Source organism: Microbacterium sp. 3J1, assembly GCF_001049495.1.
In the GTDB taxonomy this organism is placed as follows: domain Bacteria; phylum Actinomycetota; class Actinomycetes; order Actinomycetales; family Microbacteriaceae; genus Microbacterium.
Genome location: NZ_CDWI01000010.1, coordinates 137,065 through 153,619, shown reverse-complemented (window position 1 = coordinate 153,619; position 16,555 = coordinate 137,065). Strand labels below are relative to the sequence as shown.

Genomic DNA, 16,555 nt, shown 5'->3' with positions numbered 1-16,555 from the left:
TCGCGGCCGCAGGTCACGGCCGGAGGTCACGGCCGCAGGTCATGGCCGCAGGTCACGGCCGGACGATGACCTCGGCGGTCACGACGAGGCCCAGGGCCCCCGACTCAGGATCCACGTAGCGGAGGTCGATGCGCTGCCGGCCGGGCTGCACATCGAGGATCTGCGCGGTGACCGCCCCTCCGTCGAGCACGATTCGTGTGGACCCCGCCCGGTCCAGGGAGACATCGACGGATGCTCCGGCGATCCCCTCGATTCCGAGCTCGATGTCGTCCGCCTCGCCGTCGCCGTCGGCATCGGTGCGCTCCCGGAAGCGGCCCGAGGTTGCGGCGCTGAGCGCGGGCGTCTCGAAGACGATCGGGCCGACGGCCGCGCTCTCGGTCACCTCGCCCGTGGGCGCGACCTGTCGGACCGAGACGGACATCCCCTGATGCAGCGCATCCGGGTCGGGCAGCACCGAGAAGAGCCCGTCCGCCCCGACCACGGCCGTGGCGATGGTCCGGCCCGCCTCATCGAGGACGCTCACCTCTCCGCCCGGGGTCCCGGTGCCCGTGATCGACGTCGGCACGGTCACGGGCTCTGCGAGGAGCCATGAGAACGTCAGGGGTCTTGCCGGGGATGTGAGCGGCGGCGGGGTGGGCTCGCCCGGGGGGCTGACCTGGGGCGCAGCCGGCGGGGCGACGGCCTCGGACGACTCATCCGTGGGCGTCACAGCGTCGCGCGGGGGCGCCGGTTCCTCGACGGGAACGACCTCCGGCGGGGTCTCCGGGACGGGAGCGGGCGGGACGACCCCCGAGGGAGGCACTGCCTCCTCGGTGGCGGGAGGAGCGATCGGCGCCGGCGTCGGCACCACCACGGATTCCCGCGAACCGACGTCCACGGCGCCGGGATCCTCGGCCGGGGCGAGCTGGCCGACGACGGCCACCGCTGCCGCCGCGATCGCCACCGCCACGATCGCGCCCGATGCGACGAGCCACGGCGCGAGGGTCTTCGACGACGACTCCGCCGAGCCCGCGGTACCCGCAACACCTGTCGCGACGGCGGCCGAGGCGGGGGTCGCCGAGGAGGCGGAGTACGCAGCGGCAGCGGGGCCGCCCAAGAGGAGCGGCAGCAGAACGGCGCGGAGCTTCGACGAGGCCTCCGACACCTCCTCGCTCGCCATCGTGCACCTGCGGCAGCTCTCGAGGTGCGCGTCGAACCGGCTTCGATCCGTGCGCGCGACATGACGTCGCCTCCCCTGGGCCACGATGCGCTCGCACGTCCACCGGCACTCCGCATCGCGACCGGGCTCCTTGATGTGCGCCTGCAGCCACGCCGTCTTGAAGCCCTCCCGCGCCCGCGAGGCGAGCACCGAGACCGCGTTGGGGCTGAGGCCCATGAGCGGGGCGATCTCCCTCGGCTTCATCCCCTCCACCTCGAGGTACCACAGCAGGGTGCGCCAGCGCTCGGGCAGCTCCTTGAAGGCGGATGCGAGCAACGCCTTGTCCGAGAGCACATCCAGCGAGTCATCCACGTCGTCGACGGGGAGCTCGTCGATGTACTCCAGCGCGATGTCCTTCTGCTTGCTGCCCCACGTCGCCGCAGCGCTTCGCACCGCGGCGAAGAGGTACGGACGGAACGCGTCGGTCGGTCCGCCGCCGTTCCTGATGGCGCTCAGGGTCTTGGCGAACGCCTCGCTGACGAGGTCCTCCGGATCGATCGAGCTGGTGATCGCCCGTGCGGCCCTCAGCGCCGCCGGCGAATGCCGGTCCCACAGCACACCGTATGCGCGGGCGTCCCCGGCTCGTGTGGCCGCCACGAGTTCGTCATCGCCCACATCCGCGTCGAACCGCGACCGTCTGGTCGTTCGTGTCACCGTCGTCATCGCACCTCACCGCTCCCTCCGGGCTCGGGCCGCCGGTCGTGCGCGATCATCCCCACGGCTCGAACGCGTCGAAGTGAGTGAGCGCTGGCGTCCATGTGAATGTCCCGTCGATGCTGCGGTGGTCGGGTCCATCGAGCCGGGTGGGTGAGCGGTGGTCGGCTGCTCTTGACGTGCACCGCCGTGCTCGTGGTCTCGGCCTTGCGGTACACCGGTTCAACCGATGTGCAGATTCCTCCGGCAGTTGACGACTCTAGGTCGAGAGTCGACCAGGAGTTCACCCGACCGGCACCTAGATACCGATATGCCGACATGGCACGACAGGCAGAGCCTTGCGGACGGCCTGCTGACGTTGCGAAGCGGCGACTCATGAGATCACCCCGGGAGAGGGCGCCGACGCGGCATCCGGATCGTCGGAGGACCCGACGGCGCTCGTCGAGAAGAAGACGGCGCCGGTCACCACCGCCGCCGTGGCGGCGAGCACCGCGATGGCGGGGAGAGCGAAGGGGATCGCCGTAGGCAGCACGCCCCACGGCGTCGCTCCCGCGAGAGCCAGCTCTGCGAAGGCCGGCTCGTCGTCGAGATAGAGCGCCGCCGCTGTGCCGCCGATCAGCGCTGCAGGGAGGATGGACCGCAACCGCTGGGAGACCGTCTCGATCTCGGCCGCCACGACCCGGCACCCCGGGCATTCGTCCGCATGAGCCCCGAAGCGCTGGGCGTCCGCGCCACGGATCGGACGCTCCCTTCGCGACACGACCCGCTCGCAGAACCAGCGGCAATCCGCCGGGCGCGAGGGATCGTGGATGTGCGCCTCCAGCCACGCCCGCCGGAAGCTCCCCCGTGCCCGGAGCGCGAGGGCCGACACCGCGTTCGGGGTCATACCGAGGATCGGCGCGAGCTCACGCGGCTTCATCCCCTCGACCTCGAGATACCAGAGAAGCGTGCGATGGCGCGGCGACAGCCGGGTGAAGACGGCCGCGACGCTCGAGCGCTCGGCGATCTTCTCGATCGGGTCGTCGGCAGGCGCCGGCTCCCGCTGCGGCACCGCGTCGATCGAGACCGTTCCGCGCTCCCGCGCCCAGCGCGCCGCCGTGTTCCTCAGTGTCGCGAGGAGGTAGGGGCGGAACGCGCCGTTCGGCCCGCCTCCCGCCCTCGTCACGCGCAGGATGGAGGCGAAGGCCTCGCTCACGAGGTCGTCCGCCTCCGCCGACGGCGCGATCGCACGGGCGGCCCGGCGCGCAGGTTCCGCATGGCGGCGCCAGAGAAGGGCGAAGTCACCGGTGTCCCCGGCGCGCACCGCTCGGATGACCTCGGCATCCGAGGGATCGAGCGGCGGTCCTTCGCCGTGTGAGGCGCGCGTCGTGGGGGTCATCGTGCTCCGAGTTGAGTGCGCCGTCTCGAGCACCTCACGCTCTGCCCGAAATCTGCTCGGACGAGGGACGAGGCGTTGGGGGCGCCTCGTCCCTCCGACTCTCGTGAGGGTCGATCCGGCTCGCGAAGTCGGCCGGGGAGTGGTCGAGCCCGCGAAGCGGGGCATCGGCGGCGAGCCGACGCTCAGGCCTGGGGCCATACTCACAAGACCACGACGGCGCCGAATCGTGACGGCCGTCGCGGAGACGGACGTCGCGGGGCCCGAGGTCGCGGGGCCGGTTCATCCGGCGACCGGCTGCGGGTCTACCGGAGCCAGTGCGAGGAATCGCATCCTGTTCTCTCCGTAGAAGCACGTCTGCACCATGAGCTCGCCCGACATCCCGACGAGCGCCTCGACGTCCGACCACTTGGGCGTGTGCCGCTCCTCGACCACTTCGTACACGACGTCCGACCCGGCGACCGTGACGCGCTGCCCGACCTCCCAGCCGAGGATGACGTCGCCGCCGCAGTTGTTGTGGGCGGCGAACAGGGGCGGGACACCGTCGATCCGGTACGTGATCATCTCGGTGGAGGTGCCGTCGCATCGATCGAGCTCCCGCATGCCGCCCTCCCCGCCCAGGTCGATCTCGGGGAGCCGGTCGGGCTCGAGGATCTGACGCATCTGCTCGGACACCGCCACCTTGATCTCGCCGGTCGCCTTGTCGACGGCATCCGGTGCGAGTGTCGACGCCACGAGGAACGACGACCCGAGTCCGACCAGGATGAGGCTCGCCGCGAGCAGTCCGATTCGACCGCGGCGCCCGGGCGCGGGGGATGCCGGCTCGGTCTCGCCCTCCGGGGTGCGGGCATCGAGGTCCGAGGAGGCGACGAGCGCGGCCGTCATGTGCGGCTCGTCTCTGTCGATCGCCGGGGGCGCGTGCGCCGGCGCGGCATGATGACGACGGCGGTGAGCGCAGGGACGCCGACGACAAGCAGCGCCCACCACGGGAATCCGGCGGGGTTCGTGGCATCGGCGATCGCGGTGACTCCGGCGTCACCCCTCGGTGCGTCGATCCGCTCGGCGCGGACGAGGAGCCGGTGCGTGTTCACGCCCGTCGGCGTGCACGTCACCAGGGTGATGTAGTCCTCACCCGGCTCCTGGCGGAGCATGTCGGTCTCGTCGGGCAGCACGGTCTGCGTCCGGTCGACCTCGTAGTAGAGGTCCTCCCCCAGAGTCGTCACGATGATGACGTCGCCCTCGACGAGCTGATCGATGTCGTCGAACAGCGTCGCCTGGACGAAGCCGTTGTGGCCGGTGAGCACCGAGTGCGTCCCCGGGCCGCCGACCGGGAGCGATGACCCGTAGAGATGGCCGATGCCCTTGGCGAGCGTCTCTTCGCCGGTGCCGTGGTAGATCGGGAGGTCGACGTGGATGCGCGGGATGCGCACGCGGGCCATCGCGTCGGTCCCACCCGTGGTGAGAGTGTCGAAGTACGCCGCTGCTCCATCGCCGATGGCGGTCTGCTGACCGTCGGCACCGAGAGCGTACGGGTCGCGGAGGGGACCAGTCGGGAGGTTCTCGTTGTAGTCGTGCGCTGCGGCGAGCAGGGCTTCGCGTTCGTCATCCGGCACGTTCTCGACCGACTGCACGTACCCGTCCACCTCGGTGTCGTGGCTCCACGCCGAGAACCAGGAGGCGGCGGTGGGGTAGACGAGCACGACGATCCCGACGGCGGCGATGAGCACGACGATCGTCTGACTCCAGCCCCAGCGCGCGCTCTTCGCGCGCGCTCGCGTGGTGCGCCGGGCCGGGGCCTCGGGAGCAGGGGCATCGATGAGAGTCATGCGGGGCTTTCTGGGCGTGTGCGGCAGAGCGGATGCGGCAGAGCGGATGTGCGAATGGGCCGTGCGGGGGAAGGATCTCGCCACCTCCCCCGCACGGCCGGTCTTCGTGTTACGCCGTGGCGTCGGCCTTGCGGCGACTGCGGACGGCGAGCAGGACGGCTCCGCCGAGCAGCAGGACGCCACCGGCCAGGAACAGGGTGGTGCCGGCGCCACCGGTCAGCGGCAGCGTGAAGCCCGCGTTCGAGGGGACGTTGACGACCTCGAGGTCGACGCCCACCGCGGTGGTGCCGGCCGTGACGGTGAACTCGATCGGTGCGGCCAGCAGCTCGAAGCCGTCGGGCGCGACGATCTCGGCGAGCCAGTACGTCTGGTAGCCGTCATCACCGGGAGCGACCGCGGCGTTGTCGGCCCAGTCGGAGTAGCGCAGACCCGAGATGGTCACGGTTCCGTCAGCGGCGACCGCGAACTCGGTCGCGCCGCCGAGGACGATGGCGTCGGTTCCGTCGATCGCGTCCTGCTGCGTCGGGTAGACGGAGAACACCGCACCGGTCAGCGGCGCGCCGGCCTTGTCGGTCTTCTCGACGGTGAGGCCACCCCACTTGGTGATGACCTCGGGAGTGACGGTCGGGCCACCGGGCTGCCCGGGGGTGACGGTGTACGAACCGGCGTTCGGGTAGAGGACGGCGGTGTTGGCGATCTCGCCGAGCTCGTTCACGGTCGCCGTGATGACGACCTGCACCTCGGTGCTGTTGTGGGCGGCGAGCACTGCGCGACCTGCGGCGGTGAACTCCACCGTCACCGCGTTGGTGGCGGCGTCATGGACGACCGTGTAGTCGGTCGTGGCGAGCGTGGTGCCGTCGACGAGCGTGACCGCAGCGCTGACGTAGTCGAGCTTGGCGTCGAGCGTGTCGACGACCTTGTAGCCGTCGATGACCGCGACGTTCGGGATGTCGGACGTGATCGTGAAGTCGATCTCGTCGCCGATCTTGACGTCCTCCGAGTCCTCGACCGTCTTCGTGGCCTCGGTGAGGGCGTTCTTCGGGTAGACATGCACGTCGTACAGCCAGGTGTCGTCGTTCGCCGGGTCGGTGAGCGGCACGGTCACCAGGAACGGGGCGACACCGGTCGAGCCGGGCAGCGGCGAGGTCTCGACGACGAAGTAGAGACCGAGGTCGAGGTTCGCGAGGGCGATCTCGCCGTTCGCGTCGGTCAGCGTCTCGCCTCCGACGGCGCTCGCCGTGTAGCCGGCCGCCGTGATGTCGGCGACGCTGTCGGGGTCGAGGTCTGCGAGATCGTTCGCGTCGATCCACCCCTGGTTGGAGGTGAGATCGATCGTGTCGACCTTGTAGACCGTGAAGCCGACGCCGGGCAGCGGCGTCAGGGCGACGTTCTGCTCGGTGCCGTCGTTCGGCAGGCCGGTCGGCGTCTCGGGGGCCTCGAACTTGTGGATCGTGAGGGATCCGACAGCGGCGGGGTCGACGAGGTTGGGCGTGGCGGCGCTGGCGGGTGCCGCCAGGGTCAGTGCGGCGATGCCTGCAACGAGCAGACCTGCCGCAGCGCGGGAGCCGCGCGGAGTGTTCGGAGTGTTCACTGTGTCTCTTTCTCGGTGGCCAGGTCGCCCTGGCGGTTTCAGGTGTTGAGGGTTGGGATGTGCAGGTCAGACCTGCGGGTCTTCGGCCTCGGCACGGGAGTGCCGACGGCGGATGGTCACGGCGAGCCCGACCGCGAGGAGCACGGTGAGCGAGCCGCCGAGGATGTAGGGCAGGGCGCCGGTGCCGCCGGTGGTCGGCAACTCCATCGCCGGTACGTCACGGACCGTGATGAGCTGCCCTGATGCGGTCACGGCGGTGTCGCCTCCGGAAAGGACGCTCACCGTCCGGTCGGCATTGATCGTGAACTTCACGGGTGCGGCGAGCAGGCTGAATCCGTCGGGTGCCGTCAGCTCGCTCAGCCAGTACGTGCCGGCCGGAATGCTGTCGATCTGGAACAGTCCGGTCTCGACGCCGTTGATCGTGAAGGGCAGCGCGGTCGTGCCCGGCGAGCCGTTCACGTCGGCGAGGACCGCGAACGACGAGCCGTCCATGCGCACCCACGACTCCGCGGAGGATTCGCCGATCTTCTCGATCTTCAGCGGGATGCGGAAGGGCTGGATCGGAGTCGTGGTGCTGTCGTCGTTCGACTTCACCGGTGCGCCGCTCGGCGTCGTGCCGGCGGACGATGCCGTGTTGACGACCGTCTTCGCGTCGACGTCGGCCTGGGTGATCACGTACGGGGCGTTCGCCACGCAGTGTGCGACCTGGGTGGGCGCCACCGTGGTCGGCGTGCACGAGACCGTGATGTTCAGCTGCGCGAGCTTGGCATCGGTCACCGCGACGTTCGCGACCGTGACGTTGCCGGTGTTGGTGACGTCGAACGCGTACATGATGTGGTCGCCCAGACCCGTGACGCCGTCCTGGTCGATGTCGACGACGGACGCCGTCTTGTCGAGCAGGAGCTTCGGCGTCAGCACCGCCGGGATGATCTCGTCGTCCGTGTCGGTGACCTTCGGGCCGACGGTCGGCGTGCCCGTGGCGCGCGCGACGTTCGTCAGCGGCGCGTTGTCGATGTCGCCCTGCTGCACCACGTACGTCGCCGTGCAGGTGAGCGTCGCGCCGCTCGCGAGAGTGACAGGCGCGGGCTTGTCGCACACGAGGGCGCTCATGTCTCCGACACCCGAGAAGGCGTCCTCCGTGATCACGACGTTGGTCAGGTTCGTGTTCAGGGTGGTGTTGGTCGGCGCCTTCGGCGTCGTGTTCGTGGCCACGAAGGTGTACGTCGCGGTGTCGCCGACGGAGTCGTAGTTCGTGATGTTCGACGTCTTGACGATGTCGATCGACGGCCTGATGACCTCGAGCGATGCGTTCGCCGGCGGGTTGAGGTTCGTCGTGATGTTGGCGGGGCCGTTGATGTAGGTGCCGTTCACGGTCGACGTCACATCGACGGTGATCGTGCACGAGGCCTGGCCGAGAGCGAGATCCCCGCCGGTCACCGAGACCGAGGTGCCGCCCGCCGGAGCCGTGACGGCGTAGGCCGCGCCGGTGCGCTGGACGCAGGTGCCGCCGACGTTCGGTGCGGCGGCGATCCTCAGGTTGGTCGGCAGCGCGTCGGTGATGAACCAGTCGCTCTTGGCCATGAGGTCGCTGGTGTTCGTCACCGTCAGCGTCATCTTCGAGACGCCGCCGTTGGTGATCACCGTCGGACTGAAGGCCTTGTCGAGCTGCGGGGTGACGTCGACGATCTGCGGCAGGTCGAAGGCGGCGTCGTTGCCCGCGCCGCTGGCGGTCGCGTTGTACAGCGAGAGACCGAGGTTCGCCGTCGTCCCGACCGGCACCTGGTAGGCCGCGGACTGCAGCTTCTTGATCTGGGGCGCCCAGTCCGTGCTGTTCGAGCACGGGTTGAGGCCGGTGCTCAGCACGATCGGCGAGCCGTTGACGATCAGGGAGAACGTCTCCTTCGGCTGATTCGCGCCGCCGGCGGCCGGGCAGCTCGCCGCCGCGAACCACGCCGAGACGGCGTAGTAATGGCCGCCGACTGCCGGGATGGTGTTGACCGTGCGGAACTGGGTTCCGGCCGCGATCGTGCCCGTGGATCGGTTGGTGTACTCGGAGAGGGCTTGATTCGTCAGAGCCTGGGTCGCGGTCTGCCCCTGAGCGACACCGAGTGCGGTCGCCATGTCGCGCAGCTGCTGCCAGCCGTTCGGCTGGTTGTTCAGGCACCCGGCATCGGATGCCGGGATCGGCGTGGACGAGTTGAGGATCCATCCGTTGCACTGCCCGCCCAGCGGCGTCCACTGCGAGTCGGCCGTGTACGTGGAGTTGGCCGCGGCCGCACCGCCGGCATACGTGAGGATGCTGAGAGCCCCAGCCGTCGCGTTCTGGTTCGAGAAGGTCTCGGTGTAGACCGGCGTCCCCGGCTGCGGGGTTCCCGGCGTCCCCGGAACGGTGGCTGCGGCGGAGATGCCCGAGTGCGGAGCGAGGGTCCCACCCGCGACGAGCACCCCGGCGACGGCGAGGACGCCGACCAGGCGCGCGAAGGCTCGGCGGCGCGGTGTCGCGGTGTGCGACGTGCGCGCCATCGTTCGGCGTGAGCGCAGGCTCATGTGTGTGTGTCCCATTCCGGCGTCGCGCTCGGCGCGCCAGACGGCGCAGCTGAACGGCGTGCGCCTGTCCCCAGTGCAGTCGATTCCCCAGTGCTGGCGAGCTCAGATCGTGCCCGCTACCTATCCAGACCAGGCGCTCGACGTTTTATGACGGCGCCGTGAGAAAACTTTCTCGATCGACCGCCGCGAGGGTGTCCTAGGCTCGCAGCATGTTCAGCGCCGAGACGCTCGTCACGTTCGTCGCTGCGGCGTTCATCATGGTCGTGATCCCCGGGCCGACGGTGCTATTCACGATCGGCCGGGCCATGGCGCTCGGGAGGACCGGCGGATTCCTCAGCATCCTCGGCACCGCCCTCGGGTCCATCGTGCTCGTCATCGCCGTGGCGCTGGGGGTCGGCACGATCATCGCGCAGTCGGCCGTGCTCTTCACGATCGTCAAGGTGGCCGGCGCCGGCTACCTCGTGTTCCTCGGCATCCAGGCGATCAGGCACCGCAAGGACGCGGCATCCGCGGTCTCGGGGTCGATCACGACGCGCTCACGCCCGCGACTTCTCGGCGAGGGGTTCGTCGTCGGCGTCACGAATCCGAAATCGATCGCCTTCTTCCTGGCGATCCTTCCGCAGTTCGTCGATCTGCAGTCGGGGTCCGTGCCGCTGCAGCTCTTCGTGCTCGGGGCGATCGTCGTCGCCATCGGCGTCGCGTGCGATGCCGTGTGGGTGCTGCTGTCGAGCGCGGCGCGCGACTGGTTCGCGCGCTCGCCGCGGCGGATCGAGGCGATGGGGGCGACCGGCGGGGCGCTCATGATCGCCCTCGGCGGCTTCCTGCTGCTCTGGGACGAGAAGCCCGCGGGCGCCTGACGGGCGCGGTCACATACGTGCGTACCGCGCCCGCACCATGCTGAAGATCCCGTAGATCGCGAGGCCCGCTCCGACGAGCCACAGGATGAGCCGACCCAGCGGCAGGTCTGCGAGGCTCCGCAGCGCTGCGTCGAGACCGGCGGCCTTCTCGGGGTCGTGCGTCCAGGCGGCGACCACGAACAGGAATCCGGTCACCACCACCGCGACGCCCTTCGCGATGTAGCCCGCGACGCCGAGGGTCACGATCGGCGTGCGCGCCGGTCCGTCCGGCAGATCGAGGGTCTTCTCGAAACCGCGGGTGAATCCCCCGATCACGAAGCCCGCTCCGACCGAGATGACCACCAGACCGAGGATGACGAGCAGCACCACACCACCGGGGGCCGACAGGATCACTGCGCTCACGGTCTGCGACGTCCTCTCGGATTCGACGTGACCACCGAAGGCGAAGATCAGTGCGAGACCGGCGATCACGAGATACGCCGCCGCGATGCCGAGGAGCTTTATGCGCTGCCCCCACTTTCTGGGCTCCCCGCCCGTCGCGAGGAAGGCGCTGACCACCTGCCAGGCGGCGAGCGCGATGAGCCCGACGGCCACCGCGCCCAGCAGCAGTCCGCCGACGGGGGTCGATCTGATCTGCTCCATCGCGCCGTCCTGATCGGCATCGCCTCCCCCACCCGAGGCGACGGAGATCGCGATCACTCCGATGATCAGGTGCACGAGGCCGACGACGACGAAACCGGCACGGGCGACCCGGCGGAAGACGTCCGACCGCTTCGCCGTGCGGGCAGCGTCTTTGGCAGTGGTCATCCTCGCAGGATATCGCTGCGCGTGACGGCCGAAGAGGGGGTTGATTACCCGGCGCGAGATCGGGCCTCTCTCAGCTCAGGGCTTCGACGGGCTGGCGGAGGATGGTCCTGAGCTTCGCCGCCTCGACCCGTCGTACGTCGCTGAGGTAGATCTCGTGGTGGCGGCCGGTCATGCGAAGCCCGTTCTCCGGCACGAAGCGATCGTGCAGGTCGGCGAGCACCGGCGCCTCGTCGTCGTACGAGCCGACGTGCAGCGTCTGCACGCAGAGCCCCTCCTCCAGCGTCTCGAGACGCACCGACGCGAGCGCGGGCGCGCTCTCCTTCTTCTTCGCGAGCTTGGCCTCGACCGCCGACACGGCGTCGGCGAACATCGCGGCGGTGACGTGCGGCGGCACCATGATCATCAGCGTCCACACCCACGCCGACTTGTCGCGACGGGTGGTGAACGACTCCATGTCGGGGGCGTGCCACAGGCCCTCCAGCGGCATCACCACGGTGTCGATCCCGAGCTGCGCCCGGCTGGCGAACTTCAGCGTGTAGGCGAGCGGGAACAGCGCGGCGACGGCATCCGAATACTCCGTCGCGGTGTTCGGATCGCCGGCTCCGTCGACCATCAGGTACCGCATCGGCGGCACCGTGAGGATGCGGAACTCGCCGCGCTTCGCCTGGTAGGCGTCGAGCGTCTTTTTCGGGTCGGTCGCCATCGCTCCTCCGTCCGTCCCGGCCAGTGTGGCACGAAGGATGGACAGGCGGGGCGGACGATCGGCCGCCCCGCCCCGCCGTCCGTCATTCCTTTTCGACCGCCATCCAGAGCTCGCAGGTCGCGTGCGAGCCGGTGAACTCCAGGTAGCGGACGATCGACGGACCCGGGCGCAGCCGCCAGGGGTTCGACGGGAACCACTCTGTCGCAGTGGCGGCCCAAAGGGTCTGCAGCGTCTCGGGGAACGGGCCGCTGGCGACGAACACGGCCCAGCTCCCCGACTCGACGCGAAGGGACTGCAGGTCGTCCGGCACGGTGGTGCCGGCTCCGACGGAGATCCCGTGCAGATACGTGAGTGGGGTTCCCTCCGGGGCGTCGGGTGCAGTGTCTCCCGTGACGGCGAGGATGCCCCGCGGCTCGGCGTCGCTCAGCGCCTTCAGCCGCGCGTGCTCCTCCGGGGCGATCGAGGCGATGTGCGACTGGATGTGCGGATTGACCCCGTGGTGGATGAGCGGGACCTCGGCGGCGTGGCCGACGAGGATCATCTCGGGCATGGTGCGGACGGTGACGTCCATCTGGTTTCTCCCTTCGACGCTCACGTGGAACCGGAGCGCGGGTTGTGTGCGGAGAGGGCCCCCGTCTCGGCGCGCGTCGCTCGGGCCGATCCCGTGCACGGCACGGAAGGCGCGGCCGAAGGCCTCGACCGAGCCGTATCCGTGCCGGACGGCCACGTCGAGGAGATCTGCCGCGCCCGCGGCGAGCTCGGCTCCGGCGTGGGTCATCCGGCGTCGCCGCACGTACTCGGACACCGGCATACCGGCCACCGCCGAGAACATCCGCCGCAGGTGGTATTCCGTGGTGCCGTGCGCACGGGCGAACGCCGCGACGTCGAGATCTTCGTCCGTCGTACCGTCGACCGCATCGACCAGGGCGTTGAGCGTTCCGATCAAGAGGTCCTCCTTTCCCCACCATCGTGCGTCCGGGGCATCCTGCCTCGCCCGATCATCCGTGCCCGATCCGATCGGGCACGGATCAGCCCCGCTCTGCCGGCTCGGCGAGCAGGTCGGCGAAGGCGAGCTCCGCCGCTCCGATCAGCAGACGGTCGGCCCCGAGAGCGGCGGGCCGGATCTGCAGCCCCTCCGCACTCTCCGACATCGCAAGGGCTTCGACGTCGTCGCGGATCTCGTCCGCACGCAGCGCGGCGAGCGTCGCGAGGAACCCGCCGACCACCACCACTGCCGGGTTGAGGACGTTCACCGCATTGGCCAGCGCGCTCGCGAGCACGTGCGCCTGCCGGGTGACCTCGTCGGCGACCTCGATCGACTCGGATGCCCGGAGCTCGGCGTCGAGTGTCTCGTCATCCGCCGCCTCGAGTCCGACCACGTCGAGCAGCAGCCGACGGCTCACCTCGGCCTCCAGCACGCCGTCGGTGGTCCGCCGGTCGGCGTCGGCAGAGATGCGCGGCCGGTTCTGGCCGAACTCCCCGGCATAGCCACCCGCCCCGGCGACGGCCACGCCGCCGATGATGAGGCCGCCCCCGATTCCCGATGCTCCGCCGTTGAGATAGACGACGTGATCGATGCCGTGACCCGCCCCGTAGCGATGCTCGGCAATCGCCCCGAGAGACGCGTCGTTGTCGACCGCGACCGGGAGCCCCGTGGCGGTGCGGACGAGCGACGCGAACGGCACGTCCCGCCATTCCAGGTGCGGCGCGTTGCGGACCACCCCGTCCCCGCTCCGGACGAGCCCGGGGACGGCGATGCCGACGGCGTGCAGCCGCGCTCCGGCGAGTTCGCCCTCGCGCCAGGCGGTGATGCGCTCGGCGATCACCTCGGCGGCCCGCTCGGGCGTCGGGAGCTCGGGGTTCGGAAGCCGTTCGCGCACGAGGATGCTGCGATCGAGTCCGACGGCGGCGATCTCGATCGCATCCACCTCCGGGTTCACCGCGATCGCCACGACATCCGCGGATGCGGTGACGACCGGCGACGGTCGCCCGACCCGACCAGGCAGATCGGGAACCCGCTCGTCGACGAGGCCGAGGCGGACGAGCTCGGCGACGAGATCGGCGATGGTCGACCGGTTGAGTCCTGTCCGCTCCGTGAGCGCGGCTCGGGACTGCCCGCCCTCCTCATGCACGAGCCGGAGGATACGGGCGAGATTGTGGGGGCGCGTGCCCGGCGCGGGACTCGTCGGTGACGGCATCCCTTCACTGTAGGGGGTGGACGTCCGCCCTGTCCTGCGATATGTTGTGAATCGCAACATATTCGCCGACCTGCACAGGAGCAGCCATGCCCACCCCCACCCGCGAAGACAAGTTCTCCTTCGGCCTCTGGACCGTCGGCTACAACGGTGCCGACCCGTTCGGGGGCCCGACCCGCCCCGCGCTCGACGTCGTGCACGCGGTGGAGAAGCTCGCCGAGCTCGGCGCCTACGGCCTCACCTTCCACGACGACGACCTGTTCGCCTTCGGCTCCTCGGACGCCGAGCGTCAGACGCAGATCGACCGGCTCAAGGGTGCGCTCGCCGACACCCGGCTCATCGTCCCGATGGTGACCACGAACCTCTTCAGCGCCCCGATCTTCAAGGACGGCGGATTCACCTCCAACGACCGCGACGTGCGGCGCTACGCCCTGCGCAAGGTGTTCCGCCAGCTCGACCTGGGTGCGGAGCTCGGCGCCCAGACGTTCGTCATGTGGGGAGGCCGCGAGGGTGCCGAGTACGACTCTGCGAAGGACATCCGCGCCGCCCTCGAGCGCTACCGCGAGGCGGTCAACCTGCTCGGCGACTACGTGACCGACAAGGGCTACGACATCCGTTTCGCGATCGAGCCCAAGCCCAACGAGCCCCGCGGCGACATCCTTCTGCCGACGCTCGGACACGCTCTCGCGTTCATCGACTCGCTCGAGCGGCCCGAGCTCGTCGGCCTCAACCCCGAGGTCGGGCACGAGCAGATGGCCGGACTCAACTTCGCCGCCGGCATCGCGCAGGCCCTGTACCACGGCAAGCTCTTCCACATCGACCTCAACGGACAGCGCGGCATCAAGTACGACCAGGACCTCGTCTTCGGGCACGGTGACCTGCACAACGCCTTCGCCCTGGTCGACCTGCTCGAGAACGGCGGCCCTGGTGGCGTGCCCGCCTACGACGGCCCCCGCCACTTCGACTACAAGCCCAGCCGCACGGAGGACGAGAAGGGCGTGTGGGAGTCGGCGGCCGCGAACATGCGCACCTACCTGCTGCTCAAGGAGCGCGCCGCGGCCTTCCGCGCCGACCCCGAGGTGCAGGAGGCGCTCGCCGCCGCCCGCGTCGACGAGCTGTCCACCCCGACGCTCGGCGAGGGCGAGTCCTACGACGACTTCCTCGCCGACCGCTCCGCCTACGAGGACTTCGACGCGTCGCAGTACTTCGGCGGCAAGGGCTTCGGTTTCGTACGTCTGCAGCAGCTCGCCACCGAGCATCTGCTCGGCGCACGCTGATCGCCGTGCCGCTGGTTCTCGGGGTCGACTCCTCGACCCAGTCCTGCAAGGCCCTGGTCGTCGACACCTCGACCGGCGCGGTCGTCCGCGCCGGTCGGGCGTCGCACCCCGAGGGGACGTCGGTCGACCCCGAGGCCTGGTGGCACGCTCTGCAGGAGGCGGTCGACGGCGTCGGGGGCCTCGACGGCCTCGACGCGTGGGCGATCGGCGGACAGCAGCACGGGATGGTCGCGCTCGACGAATCGGGCGCGGTCATCCGCGATGCGCTGCTGTGGAACGACACGCGGTCGGCGGATGCGGCGGCGGATCTGATCGCGGAGTTCGGCGCGACCGTGCTCGCCGAGCGCACGGGGCTCGTGCCCGTGGCATCCTTCACGATCACCAAGCTGCGCTGGCTGCGCGATCACGAGCCCGAGAACGCGTCCCGGGTCGCGGCCGTCGCGCTTCCGCACGACTGGCTCACGTGGCGACTGCGCGGCTTCGGCCCGGAGAACCCTGTGCTCGAGGAGCTCGTGACCGACCGCTCGGATGCCTCGGGCACCGGGTACTGGAACCCTGCGACCGGGGAGTACGACCGCGAGCTGCTCGTGGCCGCGCTGGGCCACGACGTGATCCTTCCCCGCGTGCTCGCGCACGACGAGTTCGTGACGGATGCCGACGGGCGGCGCGTCGGCGCCGGTGCCGGCGACAACGCCGCAGCGGCCCTCGGTCTCGGGGCGGTTCCGGGCGACGTGATCGTGTCGATCGGAACCTCCGGCACGGTGTGCGCGATCAGCTCGACGCCGCTGCGGGATCCGAGCGGCACCGTGGCCGGCTTCGCCGATGCGTCCGGGAACTTCCTCCCCCTCGTCGCGACCCTCAACGCCGCGCGAGTGATCGACGTCACGGCGGCGCTGCTCGGCGTGACGCACGCGGAGTTCAGCGACCTCGCGCTGCAGGCGGAGCCGGGCGCCCGCGGCCTGACGCTGCTGCCCTACTTCGAGGGCGAGCGCACGCCCAATCTGCCCGACGCCACGGCATCCCTCACCGGAATGACCCTCGCCTCGACCACCAGAGCGAACCTCGCCCGCGCATCGGTCGAGGGGATGCTGCGCGGACTCGGCGCCGGGCTCGATGCGCTGCGAGATCTCGGCATCCCGCTCGAGCGCGCTCTGCTCATCGGCGGCGGCGCGCAATCCGAGGCCGTGCGTCGAATCGCCCCGGATATCCTCGGCCTGCCCGTCGAGGTGCCGGAGGCGGCGGAGTACGTGGCGCTCGGCGCCGCGCGGCAGGCCGCGGCGCTGGTGGCCTGAGCTCGGCCGGTCGCCCCGGGCCGCGTCGCACCCCGTCCGGCCCCGTCCGGCCCCCGTCCGGCCCCATCCGGCCCCGTCGCACCCCGTCCGGCGGAATTCTCCCCGTCGGGCGGACGAATCCACAACATCCGTCCGCCCCACGCGTGGTGCTCCGCCCGACAGGGCGGGCGTAGCGCGAGTGGCCGCCGCGCGAAGGCCCCACCCTCCGAGCCAGAGCTCGCCCAGTAGACGGC

General features: G+C 70.4%; 13 protein-coding genes. 3 read left to right on the top strand and 10 right to left on the bottom strand.

Annotation, left to right across the window (positions count from 1 at the left end; genetic code table 11):
- Positions 1-52: 52 nt before the first annotated feature.
- The 6 genes from BN2660_RS08495 to BN2660_RS08470 form a co-directional block, all read right to left on the bottom strand.
- On the bottom strand, positions 53-1,861 hold the full coding sequence (locus BN2660_RS08495; protein ID WP_091230135.1) for a sigma-70 family RNA polymerase sigma factor: 1,809 nt from the start codon (positions 1,859-1,861) through the stop codon (positions 53-55).
- Positions 1,862-2,225: 364 nt separating this feature from the next.
- A complete protein-coding gene (locus tag BN2660_RS08490) occupies positions 2,226-3,230 on the bottom strand; it encodes an RNA polymerase sigma factor (protein WP_176697144.1) in 1,005 nt (334 codons plus the stop codon).
- Between the two features lie 279 nt (positions 3,231-3,509).
- Positions 3,510-4,112, bottom strand: coding sequence for a hypothetical protein (locus BN2660_RS08485; RefSeq protein WP_091230129.1), 603 nt, complete (start codon positions 4,110-4,112; stop codon positions 3,510-3,512).
- Positions 4,109-5,053: a class C sortase gene (locus BN2660_RS08480; protein ID WP_091230126.1), complete on the bottom strand. Its 945-nt coding sequence runs from the start codon at positions 5,051-5,053 to the stop codon at positions 4,109-4,111. The genes BN2660_RS08485 and BN2660_RS08480 overlap by 4 nt, the downstream gene beginning before the upstream one ends.
- Positions 5,054-5,162: 109 nt before the next feature.
- Positions 5,163-6,644, bottom strand: a complete 1,482-nt coding sequence (locus tag BN2660_RS08475; protein ID WP_176697143.1) for a SpaH/EbpB family LPXTG-anchored major pilin — start codon at positions 6,642-6,644, stop codon at positions 5,163-5,165.
- A 66-nt stretch (positions 6,645-6,710) separates the two neighbouring features.
- On the bottom strand, positions 6,711-9,191 hold the full coding sequence (locus BN2660_RS08470) for a DUF7507 domain-containing protein (protein ID WP_141651265.1): 2,481 nt from the start codon (positions 9,189-9,191) through the stop codon (positions 6,711-6,713).
- Between the two features lie 209 nt (positions 9,192-9,400).
- Between BN2660_RS08470 and BN2660_RS08465 the strand changes: the two genes are divergently transcribed.
- Positions 9,401-10,048 carry a LysE family translocator gene (locus tag BN2660_RS08465; RefSeq protein ID WP_091230119.1) on the top strand — a complete coding sequence of 216 codons (648 nt, stop codon included), beginning with the start codon at positions 9,401-9,403 and terminating at the stop codon, positions 10,046-10,048.
- 9 nt (positions 10,049-10,057) lie between these two features.
- Here BN2660_RS08465 and BN2660_RS08460 read toward each other — a convergent pair whose 3' ends face one another.
- From BN2660_RS08460 to BN2660_RS08445, 4 genes are all read right to left on the bottom strand, one after another.
- Positions 10,058-10,855, bottom strand: a complete 798-nt coding sequence (locus BN2660_RS08460) for a DUF1206 domain-containing protein (RefSeq protein WP_091230116.1) — start codon at positions 10,853-10,855, stop codon at positions 10,058-10,060.
- Positions 10,856-10,925: 70 nt separating this feature from the next.
- Positions 10,926-11,558, bottom strand: coding sequence for a GyrI-like domain-containing protein (locus tag BN2660_RS08455; protein ID WP_091230112.1), 633 nt, complete (start codon positions 11,556-11,558; stop codon positions 10,926-10,928).
- 82 nt (positions 11,559-11,640) lie between these two features.
- A complete protein-coding gene (locus tag BN2660_RS08450) occupies positions 11,641-12,504 on the bottom strand; it encodes an AraC family transcriptional regulator (RefSeq protein ID WP_091230109.1) in 864 nt (287 codons plus the stop codon).
- A gap of 82 nt (positions 12,505-12,586) precedes the next feature.
- A complete protein-coding gene (locus BN2660_RS08445; protein WP_091230106.1) occupies positions 12,587-13,756 on the bottom strand; it encodes an ROK family transcriptional regulator in 1,170 nt (389 codons plus the stop codon).
- Between the two features lie 86 nt (positions 13,757-13,842).
- On the opposite strand from BN2660_RS08445, the gene xylA reads away from it, so the two are divergent.
- Together xylA and xylB are read left to right on the top strand one after the other, a co-directional pair.
- On the top strand, positions 13,843-15,030 hold the full coding sequence (xylA, locus tag BN2660_RS08440; RefSeq protein WP_091230103.1) for a xylose isomerase: 1,188 nt from the start codon (positions 13,843-13,845) through the stop codon (positions 15,028-15,030).
- A 5-nt stretch (positions 15,031-15,035) separates the two neighbouring features.
- The gene (xylB, locus tag BN2660_RS08435; RefSeq protein ID WP_091230100.1) at positions 15,036-16,322 is read left to right on the top strand and encodes a xylulokinase; all 1,287 of its coding nucleotides are present in this window, start codon (positions 15,036-15,038) and stop codon (positions 16,320-16,322) included.
- Positions 16,323-16,555: the final 233 nt, after the last annotated feature.

Bases quoted from the DNA above. Each gene is read 5' to 3' on its own strand.
- BN2660_RS08495 (WP_091230135.1), bottom strand. From the start codon at position 1,861: ATGACGACGGTGACACGAACGACCAGACGGTCGCGGTTCGACGCGGAT.
- BN2660_RS08490 (WP_176697144.1), bottom strand. From the start codon at position 3,230: ATGACCCCCACGACGCGCGCCTCACACGGCGAAGGACCGCCGCTCGAT.
- BN2660_RS08485 (WP_091230129.1), bottom strand. From the start codon at position 4,112: ATGACGGCCGCGCTCGTCGCCTCCTCGGACCTCGATGCCCGCACCCCG.
- BN2660_RS08480 (WP_091230126.1), bottom strand. From the start codon at position 5,053: ATGACTCTCATCGATGCCCCTGCTCCCGAGGCCCCGGCCCGGCGCACC.
- BN2660_RS08470 (WP_141651265.1), bottom strand. From the start codon at position 9,191: ATGAGCCTGCGCTCACGCCGAACGATGGCGCGCACGTCGCACACCGCG.
- BN2660_RS08465 (WP_091230119.1), top strand. From the start codon at position 9,401: ATGTTCAGCGCCGAGACGCTCGTCACGTTCGTCGCTGCGGCGTTCATC.
- BN2660_RS08460 (WP_091230116.1), bottom strand. From the start codon at position 10,855: ATGACCACTGCCAAAGACGCTGCCCGCACGGCGAAGCGGTCGGACGTC.
- BN2660_RS08455 (WP_091230112.1), bottom strand. From the start codon at position 11,558: ATGGCGACCGACCCGAAAAAGACGCTCGACGCCTACCAGGCGAAGCGC.
- BN2660_RS08445 (WP_091230106.1), bottom strand. From the start codon at position 13,756: ATGCCGTCACCGACGAGTCCCGCGCCGGGCACGCGCCCCCACAATCTC.
- xylA (WP_091230103.1), top strand. From the start codon at position 13,843: ATGCCCACCCCCACCCGCGAAGACAAGTTCTCCTTCGGCCTCTGGACC.